Genomic DNA, 16,086 nt, shown 5'->3' with positions numbered 1-16,086 from the left:
TTTTTTGTACTTATCGATTAAGTTAACTTGATACGCGCGAACTTACGCTTGCCGACTTGGATTACATCGCCGTCTTGAAGAGCAACTTCCCCGTTCGGATCTTCCTGCTTCACTTCATTGATCTTCACGGCGCCCTGTTGAATGCTGCGCTTTGCTTCCGCGTTAGAGCTCTGCAAGCCGAGGGTTACGAGAAGTTTGATCAGCTTAATTGTGCCGTTATCCAGTTCTGATGCTGGCAGAACCGCCTCTTCAATATCCTGTGGGAGCGACCTCTGCTGAAAAACGGTTTTGAAATGAGTCTCCGCGCTGTCAGCCTCTTCTATCCCTTGGTACATGCGAACTAGCGTGTGAGCCAGCTTCATTTTGGCGTCCCGCGGATGAACGGTGCCGTCAGTCAGTCCGTCTTTCAATGCAGTCAGATCTTCATTAGTAATATCCGTGGCCAACTCATAATATTTCAGCATGAGCTCGTCCGGAACCGACATGGCTTTACCGTAAATTTCATTCGGCTGCTCATCGATTCCGATGTAATTCCCTAAGCTTTTACTCATCTTGTTGACGCCGTCCAGACCCTCAAGCAAAGGGAGCGTTATAGCCGCCTGTGTCGTCTTTCCATATTCCTTTTGCAGTGTCCGGCCCATTAAAAGATTGAATTTCTGGTCGGTTCCTCCGAGTTCCACATCGCTCTCAAGCGCAACCGAATCATATCCCTGCATTAACGGATAGAAAAACTCGTGGATGGAAATCGGCTGTCCTGTTGTATATCTTTTGGTGAAATCGTCTCTTTCAAGCATGCGGGCTACCGTAACTTTGGCGCTCAATCCTACTACATCTGCAAACGTCAACGGACTTAACCACTTGGAATTATAGAATACCTGCGTTTTTTCACTGTCCAGTATTTTATAAATTTGCTTTTTATAAGTTTCCGCATTGCGCATTACGTCTTCTTCCGTAAGCTGCTTCCGCGTTTCCGATTTCCCTGTCGGATCCCCGATTCTTCCTGTAAAGTCTCCGATAATCAGTTGAATTTGATGTCCCAGCTCCTGAAACTGGCGCAGCTTATGAAGAACCACTGTATGGCCAACATGAATGTCGGGTGCGGAAGGATCCAAGCCAAGCTTTACCTTCATCGGCTTCCCCGTTGCTACAGATTTCATTAGCTTTTGCACAAGTTCTTCCTCTGGAACGATCTCAACGACTCCTCTTCGGATAATACTTAACTGGCGTTCCACTTCCTCACGCTGAGATGCGCTCAATTCTTCCCACTTCATCACAAATTCCTCCAAATAAGCAAAATATAACACAAAAAAACCTTCCATCCCACAAGGGACGAGAAGGTTTATCTCGCGGTACCACCCTACTTGAAGACAAGCCATCGGCTTCATCTTCCACTCATTCAACGATAACGGATTCTCCGGATCCGGACTACTGATAACTGTTCCCGCAAGGGAAACAGGCAAGTTCCTCCGTTCAGCTCAGGACGGTAATTCGAATCAGCGCCTGTACCGGTTCGCACCCTCCACCGGCTCTCTTCAACTAGGTTGACTGTTCTACTGCAGTCCATCACAGCTTTCATCTGATTTGCAGTTTTTATAAAAGTACCATACCTTGTTTCGACAAGTCAACCTTGAGCACCTGCGGGCATGCGGCTATTCTATGCTACTTTTTTCCTTTATGCTATAATATTGCTGTACATAAGGGGGATTTTTAACGATGTCGAACTCGAAAGATCCGAAAGACCAGGTACCACACCTTGCCGAGCAGACGGATGAACCGCAGGCCAAGCAGCAAAAGCCGGCCCGCAGCAAATGGCGGAGGTTCGCTTTTGCAATACTCATTACTATTAAGTGGATATTTATTGCAGGTCTGCTGAGCGCTCTATGCGCAGGAGGAGCCGTGTACGGATATGTTACCGCCGTGGTGAAAGACGACCCGATCCGCTCCAAGCAACTGATTCAGGAGAAGATGATGGAGAACGCGGTCACCGGCTTTGTTTATTTTAACGATGATACGGTCATCGGCCAGCTTCGTACCGAAGAAGACCGCAGGCTGGTCCAATGGAAGGATATCCCGGCCCAGCTGATCGACGCGCTCACTTCAATTGAAGATAAAGATTTTTTTGAACATCCGGGCATCTCGGTAAACGGGACGGCAAGGGCAGTGAAACAGAAGCTGCTTCATGAAGAAAACCAGACCGGCGGAAGTACGGTCACGCAACAGCTGGCCCGCCGCGTGTTTTTGAGCCTTGACAAGACCGAGGACCGTAAACTGAAAGAGATTTTCCTATCCCTGCGCCTCGAGCGATATATGAGCAAACAGGAAATTCTTGTAGCTTATTTAAACAAAGTGCCTTTTGGCAACGGGTCCAGCGGTTACAACCTGTATGGCATTAAAGCGGCAGCCAAGGGTATTTTCAATATCGACGATTTGCATCAGCTGAATCTTGCACAGTCCGCCTACTTGGTAGGCCTGCCGCAGCTCCCGAGCACGTATTCCGCTTTCAACGGGAAGGGCGATTTCGACGCGGAAGGATTCAATAAAGCGGTGAACCGGATGCAGCGGGTTCTGACCGAAATGCGCCAAGACGCCAAAATCACGGAACAACAATATTCGCAAGCCATGAGTTTTGATATCAAGAAATCCCTGGCCCCGCAGGTTAAGAAAGCTTATGCAACCTATCCCTATCTGATGCTGGAGGCAGAACGTCAGGCAGCGAAACAGCTGTTGCTGCTGCAGGATCCGAAGCTGACCCCGGAAGAGATCAATAAATCTGAATACGCGGATGAGATTGAGGATGCCAGAGTCCATTTGCTTCGCGGAGGCTATAAAGTATACACAACGATCGACAAGAGCCTGTATGACGGTATGCGTGAAATCGCTGCAAACCCGAAAAACTTCACCGGCGATTCCAAGACCAAAGGGGTCGAGCAGACAGCAGCCGTGATGCTGAATAATAAAGACGGCGCCATCCTGGGGATGATTGAGGGCCGCAGCTTCGAACTTGAACAGATGAATTATGCTACGCAGATGATCCGCCAGCCGGGTTCCACCATGAAACCAATTGCAGCTTATCTGCCTGCCATCGAGAAAGGTTCCATCCAACCCGCTTCTGTGATTGACGATGCACCGATCATCATGAAAGATTACCAGAAAGGATTCCATATTCCCCAGAACTGGAACCATAAATACCAGGGACTGGTCACGGCCCGAAAAGCATTGAACGAGTCGTTAAACCTCCCTGCCCTGAAATTGTTCCTTTATGATGTTGGCATCAAGAATGCGTGGGAATTTGCCAGAAGCGTTGGCATCACTACTTTAACTGAGGAGGACAATGATCACCAAACGGGTGTTATCGGAGGTCTTTCCTATGGCGTCACAGTCGAGGAACTTACGAATGCATATTCAGCTATTGCCAATAAAGGTGAATTTACCGATGCTTACATGATACGCAAAATCGAAGATGCCTACGGCAAGGTGATTTTTCAGCATCAAACAACACCCATCCGTGTTGTATCAGAGCAGTCCGCTTTTCTTATGACTGATATGCTGCATACCGTAATAACGGATCCGAAAGGTACCGGAGTTTCCATGAAGAGAGACTTCAAACATTACGGAAAAATACCTATTGTAGGCAAAACAGGCTCTACTCAAAACTATGGCGACGTATGGTTTATGGGGTACAGCCCTGATATTACTTTAGGCGTGTGGGCCGGGTATGAGAGGCAGAAAAACACTTTAACCAAAGAAGGGCGGAACCGGGCCAAGAAAATTTGGGCCAAAGTAATGGATATGGCTGTTGAGAAGAAACCGGAGCTATTCCCGACAAAGGATTTTAAACAACCTGACGGCATCATTAGGATGACCGTTTCCGATGTTTCCGGGAAACTGCCTACTGCACTGGTAAAACAGACAAATCACCTGGTGACGGACTTGTTCAACCGGAAGAATATCCCGACGGCGGAAGACGATGTTCTGGTGAACGAACGTTTTATCACTTATAACGGAATCAATTATATCGCTCAAAAAGGAACTCCCGAAGACTTTATTCAAGAAAAAATGGTAGTCAAGAGGGAAAAACCGATACAAGAGCTTCTAGATGAAATTGAATCCGCTCAGTCCAAAATGCCGGAAGACAGCCGAAAGCCGCTGGAAACATTCCGTCCACTGGACAGCGGCAATGACGCACCGACAACCCTGGATCCAAGAAAAGACGAAGGCCGGGCGCCCACCCCGCCAAGCTCTCTTAATCTGACAAGGCCGGCAGGAACGGTCAAGATAGCTTTCGGACCAAGCGGAAGCGGCGATGTCGTCGGCTATCGCCTGTATCGTGCAGTAAACGGCGGCTCCTTCGGTAGAATGAGCGGCAAGGTCGTATTCACTGGGGATGAGCTGAAGTTCGTAGATTACATTTCCGGTAAGAATAACTATGAATACTATGTTACCGCTGTAGATGTTGCCGGTAACGAGTCGGTTCCAAGCTCCAATGTGTCTATAGGAAGCAGTCCGCAGACACCCGTAGAACCCGAGCAGGAACCGGCGGATCCGGATAGCACTTCACCGCTGGGTATTACGAATGCTGAGGAGGAGCAGACAGTGCCAGTCCCTGCTACGCCGCAAGGATTGAATGTATCCAGGTCTGGAGCAGGCATCCATTTGGAATGGATTGCTAACCCTTCAGATCAGGATATCACCTCATACCATATTTATTACAGCGCTGCGTCTGGAGGCTCTTATGAGCTCCTTGACACTGTCAGGGACGCCCAATATGACTACATTGCTCCTTCTCTTACCGGTTACTACCGAGTAACGGCTGTAAACAATCGAGGCGAATCGGAGCCCAGCGATCATGTTTCTTACCAGGAATGACAGAACCCCCGTTCAAGAGAACGGGGGTCTTTTGTTAAACTATAAACTTCGATAAGTGCTCTTACTAATCCTCAATGGTAGATAAATCGCCTGTAGGGAGATTCAGCTCCCAGGCCTTTAGAACGCGCCGCATGATCTTTCCGCTCCGGGTTTTCGGAAGCTTATCCCTGAACTCAATTTCACGAGGTGCTGCATGAGCCGATAAGCCAATCTTCACGAACTTGGAAATCTCCGCTTTCAATTCTTCAGAAGGTTCGTACCCTTCCCTCAATGAAATGAAAGCTTTAATCACTTCACCGCGCATCGGATCCGGCTTGCCGATGACACCGGCTTCCGCGACGGCAGGATGCTCGACCAGCTTGCTTTCGACCTCAAACGGACCTACCCGTTCACCTGACGTGTTAATGACATCGTCGATGCGGCCCTGGAACCAGAAATACCCGTCTTCGTCGCAATAAGCGGAATCACCTGAAACGTACCAGCCTTGCAAGCGGAAATATTCTTCATACTTCGAAGGATTGTTCCAAACTTGCCGCATCATAGACGGCCACGGGGTACGGATAGCCAGGTTCCCCATACGGTACGGCGGCAGAATCTGCCCCGCATCGTCAATAATGGCGGCTTCCACTCCGGGGATCGGCCGGCCCATAGACCCCGGCTTGATCGGCATGGAAGGATAGTTACAGATCAGTTGTCCACCCGTTTCCGTCATCCACCAAGTATCGTGGATACGGCGGTCATACACTTTAATACCCCAGCGCACAACCTCAGGGTTCAGCGGCTCGCCTACACTTAACACATGCCGCAGAGAAGATAAATCGAATTGCTTGGCTACGTCGTCACCGGCCCCCATCAGCATACGGAAGGCGGTCGGCGCGCTGTACCAGACGGTAACTTTATAGTTGGCTATGGTCTGATACCAGTCCTGGGGAGAGAACCTGCCGCCACGAATGACATTCGTCGCGCCGTTAAGCCACGGGGCAAAAATGCCGTAAGAGGTTCCTGTTACCCAGCCCGGATCAGCCGTACACCAATACACATCGTCCTCCTGCAGATCAAGAACGATTTTGCCTGTATAATAGTGCTGAATCATTGCATTATGTACATGATATACGCCCTTAGGTTTGCCGGTAGATCCCGATGTATAGTGCAGCAGCATACCGTCTTCCCTGCTCAGCCACTCGATCTCGGCTTCGTCAGAGGCGTTCTCTACTGCCTGATAATAATCAACGGCTCCTTCCGGATTCTCCTCGCCTGCCCCGACAAGAATAATATGCTTGAGTTCCGGCAGGCTTTCTTTCCGTACCCGGCCAGCCAAAGCCGGAGTTGTCACTATGGCGATAGCGCCCGCATCTTCCAGCCGGTCTTTGACCGCAGTCTCCATAAAGGCTTCAAACAGCGGGCCGACGATGGCTCCGATTTTCAGTGCCCCTAACAAACAAAAGTACAGCTCAGGCGTTCTAGGCATAAAAATAAACAGCCGGTCGCCTTTCTTAATGCCCAAGTCCCGCAGGACATTTGCGAAACGGTTGGAAGCCTTGCGCATTTCCTCAAACGTATACTTCTCTTCCCGCTGCGGATCGCTGTAAATCAGCGCTGTTTTGTTCTTCTTAGGGCCTTTCGTATGGCGGTCGATCGCTTCATATGCGATATTGACCTTCCCTGTCTCGTGCCAAGAAAAGTGGCGTTCAACCTGCTCCCAATGAAATCCCGCCCGAGCCTCGTCATAGTCTCCGAGATTTGAGGATTGGGTTGTAACAGGTACAATTTCTCCTTGTGCGTTTTCCATAGTCAGACCTCCCAAAGCAATTTAGTGCCTGTAACAGTTGCATGAATGAAACTTTTACCTGCCTTACTAAGTTGAACTGCTTTTCGTGAGCGCTTACATAGACTTGAGTATCGACTGAAAAATTGAGAATATTTGGCCAATTTCCATTATAGCATATCACTTTAACAGGCGCCTACCTTTTCATCCCCCTACTTTAATGTTATAAGTAAACTAGGTGCGAAAGGAGCGGACTTCATGGATATCAAGAAAATATACTCTTCGGAAACCCTCGAGCGCAACGGTGATATTTTGCTCATTGAAGGACCTGTCACGCCTGATTACTTGCGCACGTTAACCATGCATGAAGGATTGAACGCTTTCCGCAGGCCTATAGAACAGCATGAAGCTCTAATCGAGATTGCGGGCTTACCGGAAGGAAGAATGATTGTAACCGTTGCGGGCGGCGTTATTGTCGGTTATGTAACGTTTCATTATCCGGACGAGATGGAACGCTGGTCCCAAGGGAATATGGTTGATTTGATTGAGCTTGGTGCTATAGAAGTAGCAAAGCCTTTCCGCTCGTTGGGGCTTGGCAAGAGGATGATCCGGCTGGCTTTCCGGGAGGAGCAGTTAGAAAACTTCATCGTCTTTACAACGGAATATTACTGGCATTGGGATTTGGAAGGGGCGAAGATGAACGTCTGGGATTACCGCAAAATGATGGAGAAGCTCATGGAATCGGCAGGCATGGTGTGGTTCGCTACGGATGATCCTGAAATTTGTTCACACCCCGCTAACTGTCTTATGGTTCGTGTCGGCAAAAAAGTACCGTTAGCCTCCGTCGAGCAGTTTGACCGGATCCGGTTTCAGCAGCGTTTTATGTATTAAATCTTACTGCTTTACTTACACCTTATCGTTTGGAGGGGAATGAAAGCTGTGGATGGTAATGCGAAGTTTATTTTTCATGAAGAAGAAGTTGATTACCGATTCAATGCAGAGCATCCGTTTAACCAGCAGCGGCTGGTGCTGACATGCGACCTGCTCCGGAAGAGCGGGGCCTTGCCTGCGGAAGCCTTAGTGCAGCCGGATCTGGCCGATGATGAGGAAATCGCGCTTGTGCACAGCCGGGAATACATCGAAGCGGTGAAGGCGCTGAGCGGGGACCAACCCGGATCCGAGTGGCTCGCCAAAGCGGAAAAGTTCGGATTAACTTCGGATGATACCCCCTATTTTTCCCGGATGCATGATATTACAGCACGTGTTGCCGGAGGCTCAATTGCAGCTGCTGAACTCGTCATGTCGGGACAAGCGCAGCATACGCTGCATTTGGCAGGCGGATTGCATCATGCATTTTCCGCTAAGGGAGCCGGTTTCTGTATTTACAACGATGCCTCTATCGCGATTGCGGCCATTCGCAAGAAATATGACGCCCGCATATTGTATATTGATACGGATGTCCATCACGGAGACGGGGTCCAATGGACTTTTTATACGGACCCGCAAGTGTGCACCTTCTCGATTCACGAGACCGGCAAGTACTTATTCCCGGGCACTGGAGGCGTGGAGGAGCGCGGGGACGGGCTTGGGTTCGGTTACAATTATAATCTCCCGATGGAGCCTTATACAGAGGATGCTTCCTGGCTGGAGTGCTTTGAGGATACGTTAAGCAGGGTTGCCGATGCCTTCAAGCCGGACTTAATCATCAGCCAGCATGGTTGCGATGCCCACGCCTACGATCCTTTATCCCATATCCATTGCAGTATGGAGATTTATGCGCGAATGCCGGCCATCATTCACAGGCTGGCGCATCAGCACTGCGAGGGCCGCTGGGTCGCTCTCGGCGGCGGAGGCTATGACATCTGGCGCGTCGTTCCCCGCGCCTGGAGCTTGCTCTGGCTGGAGATGAGCGGCCATCCGCTCGGCGCAGCCATTGCAGCCGACGGGCTGCTGCCCCTGCCGGCCGAATGGCTGGCTGAGTGGGGCCCGCGCAGCCCGGAGCCGATGCCGGCAACCTGGCTGGACGATGCGTCCAGCTGGGAGCCGATGCCCCGGCGCGCCGAGATTGCTGAACGAAATCGGCGGGTGCGGGATCTGGCGGCATTATATTTGCCGCCGCGGGATGCGGGATAAAGGTGAAACTGCGGCCTTTATCCCTAATCTTTGTTGGAATAGATCCTGGACATACGATTAGCTGCTTCGTACACTTGCCTTAATTGCTTTCCGCCAAGTAAGGTATGCAGGTCGGGATGGCCCTCTGCACTGTTTCCACCTTGCAAATCATCACTAATAGGTACAAAAAAAGCTCTCCGCTTGTAACGGAAAGCTGTTGAGTTCTGTCATCGGAACCCTTCCTACAATTGCTTGATCATACGTTCTACGATGAGATGGGATTGTTCCGATGCTTTTACTGTAAATTCAGCAAAATTCACATGAGCGGATCCGTCCGCCTTGTCGGACATCGAACGGATAATTACGAAGGGAACCTCGTTCATCACGCACACTTGCGCGACGGCAGCACCCTCCATTTCAGTACATGCGCCCTGCATCGTCTCAAATAGCTCCTTCACCTTCTCGCGGCTGGCCACAAATTGATCTCCGGAGAGAACGATCCCTTTTACCGAGCGTCCCTCCGTCATAGCACTGCAGGCCTCTTCCGCTAGACGGATTAATCCCGGGTCAGCTTCAAACGTGGAAGTTGCTGCATAAGGAATAACCCCCCTCTCGAATCCTAACGCGGTGACATCCATATCATGCTGGATGCAGGCGGTCGAAATTACGATATCTCCAATATTGAGAGAAGGATCCACCGCACCAGCAACCCCGGTAAACAGGACCGTATCTACGTCAAACGTGTCAATCAGCAATTGGGTGCAGACAGCCGCATTCACTTTTCCTACTCCCGATTTGCACAGAACAATCCTTTTTCCATCCAGATCGCCTTCATAAAACACGATGCCCGCTTTCACCGTCTGCTCCTGTCCGGACAGCTGGTTCAGCATCAGCCGGATCTCTTCATCCATGGCTCCGATCAACCCGATTTTGTTATAAGACATTCCCGTCGCTTCCCTTCGTCTTGAAATCAAAAGGGAACCCCCCTAATAGAGGGCCCCCCGCTTCCTTATCTTAAGAACTTCGTGGCTATGCTACACCTGAGCTACGGATTCGCGCTTGATAATTTCGTGCGGAAGAATAACGCGTGCGTTATCCACCGGCTCTTTCTTCATCAGCTTCGTCAGCAGACGCATGGAAACCGCACCGATATCGTACATCGGCTGAGCCACAGTGGTCAACTGCGGACGAACCATGGAGGCCATTCGGATATTATCCACACTGATGACGGAAAGATCTTCAGGCACTTTCAATCCGGCGTCCTGGATCGCATGAATGGCCCCGATAGCCATCTCGTCCGTTGCACCGAATACGGCCGTTGGTCGCTCAGACAGTTCCAGGAAGTACTTCATCATATCCACTCCGGATTCGTAACGGTAGTTTCCAATACGTACATAATCCTCATTTAAGGAGATGCCCGCTTCTTCCAGTGCACGGACATATCCCTGGTAACGCGCATAGCCGTTGGATTGATCCTGAAGCGGTCCGCTGATCATTGCAATCCGCTTGTGGCCGTTCTGGATCAAGTTGGTTACGGCATCATATGCCGCATCTTCGTGGTTGATATCCACGGAAGGAATAGCTTCCTGCTCGTCCGTCGTAGCGCACAGTACAATGGGAACGGAAGCGGTGCGGAATGCTTGTACATGCTCTTCCGTTACCGTTCCGCCCATAAACAGCAGCCCGTCCACCTGCTTCTCCAGCAGGGTGTTGATTACACGGATTTCTTTCTCTTTACGCTTGTCCGCATTACAAAGAATGATGTTGTAGTGATACATATTCGCAATGTCTTCGATACCGCGGGCAACTTCAGCGAAAATCTGGTTGGATATATCAGGAATGACAACCCCTACGGTAGTTGTCTTCTTGCTTGCCAATCCGCGTGCTACGGCATTCGGGCGGTAGCCCAGACGTTCGATCGCTTCGAACACTTTCTTGCGTGTCTGTGGTTTCACATTAGGGTTATTGTTCACAACCCTGGAAACCGTGGCCATGGATACTCCGGCTTCTCTTGCTACATCATAAATGGTTACGGTCACAGTAGTTCTCTCCATTACGTTAATTTTTATCGTACAAACATGTTGTAATTATGATACGACAAAAAAAGGCAATACGCAATGAAAACACCTTTTCATTTTCATTTTTGCACGGTATGCTTGCTAATTTGGGATAATCGGCTGCGGATTTCATCCGCCCATTCTTCATCTCCTGCGGACTGAGCCACAAGCAGAAGATCGAGCAGTTGATTAATCCGTTCTTCTATAATCCTCTTCACAGATATCTGCAGCGTCTCTTTCTCAGAAACAGAATAAATAATGTCTGCAAGCTCATTCATCTCATTAAAACGCAGCGTCTGCTTCCCTGGTTTCCCGCCGAGTCCGGCAATAAGCTGCTTCAAGTCCTCTTTGACATCCTGCAGCACTTCACTGTGTTTACATAAGTCGCATGAGTAAATCGGAACATTCTCAATCTCTACTTTTCCCGTATATATTACGGTCCGCAGCTTCACGGCCAGCTTTTGTCCGCATGTGCAAGGTTTATGCAAACCCTATCCACCCCTTATTATGTATGCAAGAAATTAAAAACAGGCGATGATTCGTATCTACTTCGACCTGACGAAACATAAATCCTGCAAGGGCTGAGCTAGAACATTTTAGCAATATCAAAGCTTATTCCATCTTTTACCGACCGCCGGAATGGAGACGAAAAGCATCGCCAACGCCGCTCCGATCGTATCATTGCGAAGGTCCGCGGGGTCCGGTGTACGGTTACCGACGAAAGACTGGTGGTATTCATCCGTTATTCCGTAGAGCAGGCACATCACCACGACCGCTGCTTTAACGCCCGTTGTTCTGCGGGCCGGAGGAAATGCGAACAGATAGGTAAGCGCAAGTCCGAAATATGCGATAAAATGCCCCCAATCGAAGCTCTCCATCTTGGGGAAAAACCTGTGAAAGAACGGCAGCAGCGTATTCAGTTCATCTCCGGTTCTGGAAGACGCATAAAAAATAAGAGCCATCCACAGGATGGCCGGTATCCAACGGTAGGACGGCTTCATAAAGTACAACTCCCAATCTAGTTATTGTTCAGTTTTTGCGCAAGGACATCGACAAATGCCTTGGTGAATGCAGGCAGATCGGGCGGCCGTCTGCCTGAAACGATGTTGCGGTCTACGACAACTTCCTGGTCAACCCAAATGGCTCCCGCATTTTCGAGATCGTCCTTAATTCCCGGCGTAGAAGTCATTGTATACCCTTTGCATATTTTCGCAGATGCCAAAACCCAGCCTGCATGACAAATATGAGCTATAGGCTTCTCGTCGCGGTGAAATTCCTGGGTCAACCGGATCACATCCGCATAGCGGCGAAGCTTATCAGGCGCCCAGCCCCCCGGTACATAAAGGCCAATGTAATCATCCGACTTCAGTTCTTCAAAAGAATAGCCTGTCGTTAAAGGGACACCGTACTTCCCATGATATACCCTGCCGGACTGAGGTCCGGCCAAGTCAACCTGAGCGCCGGCCTCTTGCAGCCTCAGCACCGGATACCACATTTCCAAATCTTCAAACTCCTCGTCAACAAACGCTAGCACTTTATAGCCTTTCAACTCCATAGTCCGTTTCCTCCCGTTCTTTCTTAGTTAGTGAATAGTCCTGCAAAAGCGATTGAATCTCCGCTGTCGACCTGCATTGCAACAAGCCTTCGAACAATTGCCGGCAGCTTTCCTTATGCTGCGAGATGAGCTGTTCCTTCACTTTCAGCACCGACTGGACCGACATGCTCAACTCCTGGACGCCTAACCCCAGCCAGATCGGCAGGGCACGAATGTCCCCTGCCATTTCGCCGCAGACCCCTACCGGTATGCCTTTGGCTTTGGCCGCCTTGACCGTGGAATGAAGTAATCGGAGTATGGCTGGGTGGTAGGGGTTATAGAGATGGGCGATTTTTTCGTTCATCCGGTCTACCGCTAGCACATACTGTACGAGATCGTTCGTGCCGATACTGAAGAAATCCACTTCCTCCGCCAGGACGTCAGCGATTTGAGCGGCAGCCGGCACTTCAATCATAATACCTACCGGAATGTCTGCGTTAAAGGGGATTCCTTCGGAACGAAGTTCTTCCTTTACGCTCTCCAAAATCCTGCTCGCATCACGCACTTCCTCCACGCTTGCTATCATAGGATACATAATCTTGGCGTTTCCGAAGGCGCTTGCCCTCAAAATGGCTCGAAGCTGGGTACGGAATAAATCCGTCTGATCGAGGCAGATACGGATCGCCCTGTATCCTAGAAACGGGTTGTCTTCCTCCGGCATCGCAAAATAATCAAGCTGCTTATCTCCTCCGATGTCGAGCGTACGGATGATACAAGGACGGCTGCCCATCCGCTGTACCACTTCCTGGTACACCGTAAACTGTTCTTCCTCGGAAGGAAGCTGTGCCCTGTCCATGTACAACAGTTCGGTCCGGAACAATCCGATCCCGTCAGCTCCGTTCTTCAGAACCAGTTCCAGCTCTTTGACTGAAGAGATATTAGCTTCCAGCTGTACCGGGAAGCCGTCGTTCGTAAGAGATGGCACTGAAGATAAATGCTGCAGACGGTCAGCGGCGGCCAGCATACGATTGCGGCGGAGTGTGTAGGTTTCCGTCAATTCGTCTTCCGGATTAATATAAACCGTTCCCTCTTCGCCGTCGATAATCAGAACGTCTCCTGTGGCGATGGGATCCCGGAGCTTCCCTTCCAAACCTGAAACCAAAGGAATACCGAGCGCCCTGGCCATAATAGCCGAATGCGAGGTATTTCCGCCCAACATCGTAACGATTCCCAGTACATGGTTCGGATTTAAGTGGGCCAGCTGGGACGGAGACACCTCTTTCGCGACAAGTATAAACGGCTGATTGTCTGCAGGCAGTGTAACTTCAGGGGAACCGATCAGATGCTTTAACAGCCGGTTACCGACATCTTTGATATCCAATGCGCGTTCTTTCATGTACTCATCGTCAAGCAGATCGAACATATTCACAAATTTATCGATGACTTCTTTCACGGCTACTTCCGCCGCCTTGTACTGGCGTTGAATGATACCTTGAATTTCATTCATAAAAACGGGATCGTCGAGTATGGCCAAATGAGCGTCAAAAATATTGGATTCCTCATAACCGACGACATCTGAAATTTCCTTCTTGATATATTCAATTTCATCCTTGGAGGTACGAATTCCCTCATACAGCCTTTCAAATTCCTTAGCGAGATCCGTTACATCGATCATCTCGTCCGGCATATCCCACTCCCAGGTAGGCAGCACAAACGCTTTGCCGATCGCAATTCCCGCCGCGGCTCCTATTCCCTTAACCATGGTTTCTCTCTCCATCCTTGCTTTCTTTATCTGTAAGGACAACCGACATCACAGCCGATTGACCCTTTTTCACAGCTTTAAACGGAGCGAAGCTCCACGATTTCACTTTATCTGAGTTGGTAATGACCATCGGGGTTACAGTGGAAGAGCTCTCTTTCTTTAACTTTTGAAGATCGAACCGGATCAACAGCTGACCCGCCTCAACTTCATCCCCTTCTTTAATATAAGCAGTGAACATCTTTCCTTTGATATGGGAAGTATCAATGCCGATATGAAGAAGTACTTCCAGCCCTTCCGGTGTAACAATCCCCAGCGCATGCATGGACGGATAGACATGAGCGATTCGCCCTGAAACCGGCGCCACCAGTTCGCCTTTCTCAGGTATAAAAGCTACACCGTCACCAACAATCTTTTTGGCAAAGATCTGGTCAGGCACCTCGGAAAGAGGAATCATCCGGCCTTGAAGCGGAGCCTGGAACTGAACGCGGTCATCGTCCTTCTGCATCACCCGCATAATCTCTTCGCGGATCAGTTCGGAGAACGTGCCGAAAACCACTTGTACATTTCCCCCGCCAAGACGCATGACACCTGCAGCACCCAAATGGCGCAAAGAATTCATATCCACAAGCTTGTCATTATTCACTGTAAGCCTCAAGCGGGTAATGCAAGCTTCGATCTGAACCAGGTTGCTTTTGCCCCCCAGCGCCTGCAGTATAAGGGGTGATCTATAACGGATATCGCCTGCCCATTCTTCTAAATGAGAGCCTTCCTCCCTACCGGGGGTAGGAATGTCGAACTTGCGTATCGCCCACCGGAACATATGATAATACACGAGACCGTACACCAGACCGATGGGAATGATTAGAAGGCCGTTATGAGCGAGGTGCAGATTCAACAGATATTCGATCGCCCCTCCGGAGAACGAAAAACCGTGATGAATATCGAGGGCATACGCAATCCACATAGAAAGCCCGGAAAGAATAGCATGAACTATGAATAAATAAGGAGCAACAAACAAGAAAGCGAATTCAATCGGTTCCGTAACCCCGGTCAAAAAGGACGTCAACGCTGCGGTCAGAAACGTGATCTTGACTTTCGGTTTCAGGTCTTCCCTGGCTTCCTGAATAATCGCAAGCGCGATGGCAGGAAGAGCAAACATCATGGTCGGATAAAGCCCCGCCATATAAATACCGGCTGTAGGGTCACCCGCAAAAAATCTGGGCAAATCCCCGATAGCCGTCTGCCCGTCTGCTCCCTGAAAGGTTCCCACTTGAAACCACATAAAATTATTTATGATGTGGTGCAGGCCCCACGGCACAAGCAGCCTGTGAGCTACCCCGTAGAGAAATGCGCCGAATCCCCCCAGGCCGGTAAGCCAGGTTCCAGTGCTGATTAACCCCGCTTCCAGCGAAGGGCCGACCCATACAAACAATGCGGATAGAACAATCGTCGCAAAGCACATAAATAAAGGGACAAATCGGGGGCCGCCGAAAAATTGAATATATTCCGGAAGCTTAATATCCTTAAAGCGGTGGTAGGATAAAGCAGCCATAACTCCGATCATGATTCCGCCTGAAATCCCCAGATGGAATGAATCCCCAATATATTCTTTCGTAATCTGTAGAAAAATAAAGTATCCGATTAAGGCAGACATCGCCGCAATACTCGAATTTTTCGTTAAGCCGTGAGCTACCCCCACAGCGAAGATGAACGGCAGATAATTAAATATCTGTTCCCCGGAAATCAACAGCGTATGTCCGACAGAGCCTAATCCAATTCGTTCCCAAGGCAAATCGGCAAGTCTGAGAAGGATCGCTGCAGCAGGCAAAGTAATCATTGGCATCATTAACGATCTTCCGAATTGCTGCAAGTTTCCCATAACGTTCAAGAGCTTCTCCTCCTCTCTTTCTGATGGTAAAGCCTATCCCTCTCTTTTGTCAAAAAGATTATGTCCCCAATGTGAACCGGATGTCGCCTTACGGAAAAAATT

Annotated in this window: 12 protein-coding genes and 1 other annotated feature; of the genes, 3 read left to right on the top strand and 9 right to left on the bottom strand. The window is 49.7% G+C overall.

Going from position 1 to position 16,086, the window contains the following annotated elements; all coding sequences use genetic code 11:
* Window positions 1-17: 17 nt before the first annotated feature.
* Window positions 18-1,271: a tyrosine--tRNA ligase gene (tyrS, locus tag ACFSUF_RS10685; RefSeq protein WP_377602729.1), complete on the bottom strand. Its 1,254-nt coding sequence runs from the start codon at window positions 1,269-1,271 to the stop codon at window positions 18-20.
* A 51-nt stretch (window positions 1,272-1,322) separates the two neighbouring features.
* Window positions 1,323-1,576: a binding site (T-box leader), on the bottom strand.
* Window positions 1,577-1,713: 137 nt separating this feature from the next.
* Between tyrS and ACFSUF_RS10680 the strand changes: the two genes are divergently transcribed.
* Entirely contained in the window at window positions 1,714-4,866 is a 3,153-nt protein-coding gene (locus tag ACFSUF_RS10680; RefSeq protein ID WP_377602727.1) for a transglycosylase domain-containing protein, read from the top strand.
* A 64-nt stretch (window positions 4,867-4,930) separates the two neighbouring features.
* Here the strand turns inward: ACFSUF_RS10680 and acsA are convergent, their stop codons facing one another.
* Window positions 4,931-6,655, bottom strand: a complete 1,725-nt coding sequence (acsA, locus tag ACFSUF_RS10675) for an acetate--CoA ligase (RefSeq protein ID WP_377602725.1) — start codon at window positions 6,653-6,655, stop codon at window positions 4,931-4,933.
* Between the two features lie 234 nt (window positions 6,656-6,889).
* On the opposite strand from acsA, the gene ACFSUF_RS10670 reads away from it, so the two are divergent.
* Both ACFSUF_RS10670 and ACFSUF_RS10665 read left to right on the top strand, forming a co-directional pair.
* Window positions 6,890-7,522, top strand: a complete 633-nt coding sequence (locus ACFSUF_RS10670; RefSeq protein ID WP_377602724.1) for a GNAT family N-acetyltransferase — start codon at window positions 6,890-6,892, stop codon at window positions 7,520-7,522.
* Between the two features lie 39 nt (window positions 7,523-7,561).
* Window positions 7,562-8,764, top strand: coding sequence for an acetoin utilization protein AcuC (locus ACFSUF_RS10665; RefSeq protein ID WP_377602722.1), 1,203 nt, complete (start codon window positions 7,562-7,564; stop codon window positions 8,762-8,764).
* A 221-nt stretch (window positions 8,765-8,985) separates the two neighbouring features.
* On the opposite strand, the gene ACFSUF_RS10660 is transcribed toward ACFSUF_RS10665, so the two are convergent.
* The 7 genes from ACFSUF_RS10660 to ACFSUF_RS10630 form a co-directional block, all read right to left on the bottom strand.
* Window positions 8,986-9,687, bottom strand: coding sequence for a 5'-methylthioadenosine/adenosylhomocysteine nucleosidase (locus ACFSUF_RS10660; protein ID WP_377603152.1), 702 nt, complete (start codon window positions 9,685-9,687; stop codon window positions 8,986-8,988).
* Window positions 9,688-9,777: 90 nt separating this feature from the next.
* On the bottom strand, window positions 9,778-10,782 hold the full coding sequence (gene ccpA, locus ACFSUF_RS10655) for a catabolite control protein A (RefSeq protein ID WP_377602720.1): 1,005 nt from the start codon (window positions 10,780-10,782) through the stop codon (window positions 9,778-9,780).
* A 98-nt stretch (window positions 10,783-10,880) separates the two neighbouring features.
* Entirely contained in the window at window positions 10,881-11,288 is a 408-nt protein-coding gene (locus tag ACFSUF_RS10650) for a hypothetical protein (RefSeq protein ID WP_377602719.1), read from the bottom strand.
* A 117-nt stretch (window positions 11,289-11,405) separates the two neighbouring features.
* Window positions 11,406-11,801 carry a VanZ family protein gene (locus tag ACFSUF_RS10645; protein ID WP_377602717.1) on the bottom strand — a complete coding sequence of 132 codons (396 nt, stop codon included), beginning with the start codon at window positions 11,799-11,801 and terminating at the stop codon, window positions 11,406-11,408.
* A gap of 17 nt (window positions 11,802-11,818) precedes the next feature.
* Entirely contained in the window at window positions 11,819-12,355 is a 537-nt protein-coding gene (locus ACFSUF_RS10640) for a type 1 glutamine amidotransferase domain-containing protein (RefSeq protein ID WP_377602716.1), read from the bottom strand.
* Window positions 12,336-14,096 carry a phosphoenolpyruvate--protein phosphotransferase gene (gene ptsP, locus ACFSUF_RS10635; RefSeq protein WP_377602715.1) on the bottom strand — a complete coding sequence of 587 codons (1,761 nt, stop codon included), beginning with the start codon at window positions 14,094-14,096 and terminating at the stop codon, window positions 12,336-12,338. The genes ACFSUF_RS10640 and ptsP overlap by 20 nt, the downstream gene beginning before the upstream one ends.
* The gene (locus ACFSUF_RS10630; RefSeq protein WP_377602714.1) at window positions 14,089-15,984 is read right to left on the bottom strand and encodes a glucose PTS transporter subunit IIA; all 1,896 of its coding nucleotides are present in this window, start codon (window positions 15,982-15,984) and stop codon (window positions 14,089-14,091) included. Before ACFSUF_RS10630 ends, ptsP begins: the two co-directional genes overlap by 8 nt.
* Between the last annotated feature and the right edge of the window lie 102 nt (window positions 15,985-16,086).

Source organism: Paenibacillus gansuensis, assembly GCF_042684925.1.
In the GTDB taxonomy this organism is placed as follows: Bacteria; Bacillota; Bacilli; order Paenibacillales; family DY6; genus Paenibacillus_N; species Paenibacillus_N gansuensis.
This window is presented reverse-complemented; position numbering and strand designations above follow the sequence as displayed.

Excerpts from the sequence above, each read along its gene's own strand:
- ptsP (WP_377602715.1), bottom strand. The coding sequence starts at position 14,096 with ATGGTTAAGGGAATAGGAGCCGCGGCGGGAATTGCGATCGGCAAAGCG.
- ACFSUF_RS10640 (WP_377602716.1), bottom strand. The coding sequence starts at position 12,355 with ATGGAGTTGAAAGGCTATAAAGTGCTAGCGTTTGTTGACGAGGAGTTT.
- ACFSUF_RS10680 (WP_377602727.1), top strand. The coding sequence starts at position 1,714 with ATGTCGAACTCGAAAGATCCGAAAGACCAGGTACCACACCTTGCCGAG.
- ACFSUF_RS10665 (WP_377602722.1), top strand. The coding sequence starts at position 7,562 with ATGAAAGCTGTGGATGGTAATGCGAAGTTTATTTTTCATGAAGAAGAA.
- ACFSUF_RS10660 (WP_377603152.1), bottom strand. The coding sequence starts at position 9,687 with ATGTCTTATAACAAAATCGGGTTGATCGGAGCCATGGATGAAGAGATC.
- tyrS (WP_377602729.1), bottom strand. The coding sequence starts at position 1,271 with ATGAAGTGGGAAGAATTGAGCGCATCTCAGCGTGAGGAAGTGGAACGC.
- acsA (WP_377602725.1), bottom strand. The coding sequence starts at position 6,655 with ATGGAAAACGCACAAGGAGAAATTGTACCTGTTACAACCCAATCCTCA.
- ACFSUF_RS10670 (WP_377602724.1), top strand. The coding sequence starts at position 6,890 with ATGGATATCAAGAAAATATACTCTTCGGAAACCCTCGAGCGCAACGGT.
- ACFSUF_RS10645 (WP_377602717.1), bottom strand. The coding sequence starts at position 11,801 with ATGAAGCCGTCCTACCGTTGGATACCGGCCATCCTGTGGATGGCTCTT.